This window comes from Streptomyces sp. WELS2 (assembly GCF_013870595.1).
Classification (GTDB): Bacteria; Actinomycetota; Actinomycetes; order Streptomycetales; family Streptomycetaceae; genus Streptomyces.
The window spans coordinates 1-4,549 of record NZ_JACBWZ010000517.1 but is presented as its reverse complement, the minus strand read 5'-3'; the positions used below and the strand labels follow the sequence as shown (position 1 = coordinate 4,549).

The window sequence follows — 4,549 nt, the reverse complement described above, 5'->3', positions numbered from 1 at the left end:
GGCACCGCGCACGCACACCACCTGGCGCGGATCCAGCCAGCCGAGCCGCCACTTGTGCCAGCCCAGCAGGTCGGGTGCCAGGCCGAACTGGCTGCCCATCAGGTCCCAGTCGCCGACATGGGTGTCCCAGTCGCCCTTGCCGTCGGCCGGACGGTGGTACAGATCGGGCAGGTCGAAGACGTGGCCGGTCTCGTGGGCGAGGACCAGCCGGTCCGGCGGGTGGTGCTCGAAGACGGTGACCACCCGGTGGATGTCGGTGCCGTCCGCGCGCAGGGGCGCGTCGAGGTTCACCACCTTCGTGGCGTCCGAGTCGACCCCGGGCGCGTCCGGATCCGCGACGAGGTAGACGACCTGGTAGCGCGAGAAGTCGACCTCCTTGTCGGCCACGGCGAACGCGTCGCGCAGATAGGCGGCGCGGTCCTCGGCGCTCCAGTCCCGCCTTATGGCGTACGACGTCGACGGCCGCGGCATGCGCAGCCAGCGCCGCAGCGGGTGCGGGCGCAGGGTGAACCTGCCGTAGGAGGACTGCGCGTAGAAGCCGCTGGTGGCCGGGAAGTGGTCGGCCGTCAGTTCCTCGGGGGTGGTGCGCGGGGCGGAGTCGGGGAAGGACAGGAAGACCAGTACGGCGTCGAGGGTGCCGGCCGGACGGGGGTAGGCGGTGTTCCAGGTGTCCACGCCCTCCGAGTGGTGGGCGTCGGTGCGGTGCAGCGCGCAGGGGGCCGTGGAGAACGGCTCGGCGGCCGACCGGCCGGTGAGGATCGAGGTCGCGGCGAGCGCCGACATCGTGGTGAACACGGCGGCGGTGCTGCGCAGCTTGGGCACGGACGTGACCTCCGGGTGTGGTTCGCGGGACCCGCACCCAGATTGCTGGTATTCATTGGTTTATGCCCTGTTTGTGTGCACCGGATGGGTGAGCGCACGCCCATCGAGCGCCGGGCGCGCCCCGGCGCTCGATATCCGGAAACATTCACGGAACGTCACAACTTGTCGGAGGGCCGAAGAAGCTGCCCAGGTGCGGGCAGAAACGATCTGTCAGAACCTGTGCTCGGTCCGGGACACTGGACATCGGCTGGAAGGGCCCGGGGCCAGCCTCTATGATCGGCACACTTTCCGGCACGGACAGAGATCGAGTGCACTGCGGGAGCGAGCGGTGAGCGGAACGTCCGAAGGGCCGACGCCCGCGGCAGACCTCGACCGGTCAGCCGTCACAGACAGTCACTACACCACCTACCACCGTGTCTTCGCGACCGCCCCGCTCGCCATGGCGGTCGTGGGTCCCGAGGGGCTCGTCGTCACCGCCAACACCGCCCTCGGTGAACTGCTCGGCATCGACGCGGACACAGCCGTCGGGCGGTCCGCCGCCGACCTGGTGGACCTGGCCGCGGACCCCCGCGGCCGGCACGCCTTCCAGGAGGTGCTGAGCGGCCGCCAGACCCGGCTGCGCTGCACCCGCCGGCTCAAACGGCCCGGAGGGAACTCGGTGTGGGCGCAGATCACCCTGGCCCCGCTGAGCGGCGGCGAGCCCGGCGCCCTGATGTCGGTCGCCGACATCAGCGCCAGCCGCGAACTCCAGGCACAACTACGGCATTTGCAGATGCACGACCCGGTGACCCGGCTGCCCAACCGCACGCTGTTCTTCGAGCGGCTGACGGCCGCGCTGGAGGCGGAGCCGTACGAACAGGGCGGCACCGGCCGGATCGGCCTGTGCTATCTGGACCTCGACGGCTTCAAGGCCGTCAACGACACCCTCGGCCACCGCGTCGGCGACCGGCTGCTTTCGGCCGTGGCCGCACGGCTGACCCGGGTCGCCGACGCGGCAGGCTACGCCCGCGCCGCCACCCCGCTGGTGGCCCGGCTCGGCGGCGACGAGTTCGCCCTGCTGGTGGAGGACTCCACCGGCACCGAACAACTCGCCGACCTGGCCGACTCCGCGCTCAAGGCCCTTCAGGAACCCTTCGACCTGGCCGGACAGCGGCTGTCGCTGACCGCCTCCATCGGCGTCGTCGAACGGCACGCCGCGGGCACCACGGCCACCGGGCTGATGCAGGCCGCCGATACGACGCTGTACTGGGCGAAGGCCGACGGCAAGGCCCGCTGGACCCTGTTCGACCCCGAGCGCAACGCCCACCGCATGACCCGCCAGGCCCTGTCCTCCACCCTCCGCCCCGCCATCGAGCGGGGCGAGTTCGCACTGGAGTACCAGCCGCTGGTGGCCATGGAGGACGGCCGGCTCAACGGTGTCGAGGCGCTGATCCGCTGGCACCACCCGCAGTTCGGCACGCTCACGCCGAATCGGTTCATCGGACTGGCCGAGGAGGACGGCTCGATCGTGCAGCTGGGCCGCTGGGCGCTGGTCACCGCCTGCCGGCAGGCCCGCCGCTGGCAGCTCGACCGCCCCGGCGAACCGCCCATCTTCGTCAGTGTCAACGTGGCCGTACGGCAGGTGTGGGACTCCGACCTGGTGGCCGACGTCGCCGAGACCCTCGCCGAGACCGGGCTCGCCCCGCACCTGCTCCAGCTGGAGCTGACCGAGTCCGCGGTGATGGGCTCGGCGGGCCGCCCGCTCCAGGCCCTGCAGGCACTCAGCGACATGGGCGTGCGCATCGCCATCGACGACTTCGGCACCGGCTACTCCAACCTCGCCTACCTGAGCCGGCTGCCGGTCTCCGCGCTGAAGCTGGACGGCTCCTTCGTCCGCGGCTTCCAGTACGAGGAGGCCGCCCGGGACGCCATGCCCAACCCGGCCGACGAGGTCGTCGTCGAGGCGATGATCCAGCTCGCCCACCGGCTCGGCCTCACGGTCACCGCGGAGTGCGTAGAGACCTCGGCCCAGGCCAGCCGGCTGCGCCGGATCGGCTGCGACACCGGGCAGGGCTGGCTGTACTCCCGCCCGGTGCCGCCGGACCGTATCTCCGAGCTGCTCGGCGCGCGGACCTACGCGGTCGGCAACCCGTAGGCGTCGGCGATCAGTTCGTAGGAGCGCAGCCGCAGCTCGCCGCGGTGCGCGTGCGAGACGAGCATCAGCTCGTCGGCCCCGGTGCGCTTGTGCAGATCGTCCAGGCCGGTGCGGACCTCGTCGGCCGTGCCGTGCACGATGTTCGCCGTCCAGGAGGTGATGAACTCCTCCTCCATCGGGCTGAACTCGTGCCGCTCGGCCTCCTCCGGGTCCGGGAACAGCCCCGGCCGGCCGGTGCGCAGCCGGAGCATGTTCAGCGCCACCGCCCGGGTCTGCCGGCGGGCCTCCCGCGGGTCGTCCGCGGCGAGGGCGGAGACCCCGATGAGGGCGTACGGCTCGGCCAGGACGGCGGACGGGCGGAAGGTCTCCCGGTACAGGTCAAGGGCCGGGATGGTGTTCTGCGCGGAGAAGTGGTGCGCGAAGGCGAACGGCAGACCGAGCAGGCCGGCCAGCCGCGCGCTGAACCCGGAGGAGCCGAGCAGCCAGATCGGCGGGCGGTGCGGGGACTGCACCCCGCCGGGCGAGGTGCCCTGCACGGGCCCCGGGATCGCGTGGATGCGCCGGTACGGGTGTCCGTCGGGGAAGTCGTCGTCCAGGAACCGGGTCAGCTCGGCGAGCTGCTGGGGGAAGTCGTCGGCGCCCTCGTTCAGCCGGTCGGTGCGGCGCAGGGCCGCGGCGGTGGCGCCGTCCGTGCCCGGTGCCCGGCCCAGCCCCAGGTCGACCCGGCCCGGGGCCATCGCCTCCAGCGTGCCGAACTGCTCCGCGATCACCAGCGGTGCGTGGTTGGGCAGCATGACGCCGCCCGAGCCGAGCCGGATGCGGTCGGTGTGGGCGGCGAGGTGGGCGAGGATCACGGCGGGGGAGGAGGAGGCCACGCCGGGCATGGAGTGGTGCTCGGCGACCCAGTACCGGTGGAAGCCGCGGGACTCCGCGAGCCGGGCGAGCGAGACGCTGGTGCGCAGGGCGTCGGAGGCGGTACTCCCCGCGCCGACGGTCACCAGGTCCAGTACGGACAGGGGCACGGGGGCGCTGCCGCGCGTGACCCCCCTGATCTCGTCAACCTCGTCTGCCGCCACCGTATGGCCTCCTGTTCCGAGCACTGCGCTGTCCTCCGGGCGCCAACAGGAGGGAGTCTCCGTTTATTCCGGACGCGCTCCCACGCTCACGGAGGCCGGCGGGCGTGCCGGACTCCGTCCGGCCGGGGGGTGGGCCGTAGTCGGTCAGGGGCGCCAGGCCACCCGGTGCTCGGTCAGGTGGGACAGCACCGCGTGGTTCGCCTCCCAGCCGTCCGGGAACTTCACCAGGGTGCCCAGCTGGACCGGTTCCGTGGCGGGGTAGTCGTCCAGGAGGTCGGGGACGCCGGCCCGGCAGATCATGATGCAGGCGTGGCGGTGGCGGGAGGCCAGGACGCACAGCCGGCCGGTCTCCAGGTGGAACGCGGTGGCGTCGGGGCGGCCGGAGAGCGGGTGCAGGACGACCGTCACGTCGTACTCCCGGCCCTGGAGCCGGTTCGCGGTGTCGACCGTGACCCCGCGCACGCCCAGCTCGGCCAGGGCGTCCACAACGTGATCATCCGGAACCTGACGATCCGGG

General features: G+C 72.4%; 3 protein-coding genes and 1 pseudogene. 1 reads left to right on the top strand and 3 read right to left on the bottom strand.

Going from position 1 to position 4,549, the window contains the following annotated elements; genetic code table 11:
- On the bottom strand, positions 1-783 hold a 783-nt coding region (locus tag H5J33_RS24605; protein WP_181797065.1), incomplete at its 3' end, for a M6 family metalloprotease domain-containing protein.
- Positions 784-1,150: 367 nt separating this feature from the next.
- Here H5J33_RS24605 and H5J33_RS24600 point away from each other — a divergent pair.
- Positions 1,151-2,956 (top strand): bifunctional diguanylate cyclase/phosphodiesterase, encoded by a 1,806-nt coding sequence (locus H5J33_RS24600; RefSeq protein WP_181797064.1) that lies wholly within the window; start codon positions 1,151-1,153, stop codon positions 2,954-2,956.
- On the opposite strand, the gene H5J33_RS24595 is transcribed toward H5J33_RS24600, so the two are convergent.
- Together H5J33_RS24595 and H5J33_RS24590 are read right to left on the bottom strand one after the other, a co-directional pair.
- A complete protein-coding gene (locus H5J33_RS24595; protein ID WP_181797063.1) occupies positions 2,935-4,032 on the bottom strand; it encodes an LLM class flavin-dependent oxidoreductase in 1,098 nt (365 codons plus the stop codon). The two genes, H5J33_RS24600 and H5J33_RS24595, sit on opposite strands and share 22 nt — an antisense overlap.
- 144 nt (positions 4,033-4,176) lie before the next feature.
- Positions 4,177-4,549, bottom strand: a pseudogene (locus H5J33_RS24590) (DNA2/NAM7 family helicase); the annotation flags it as partial.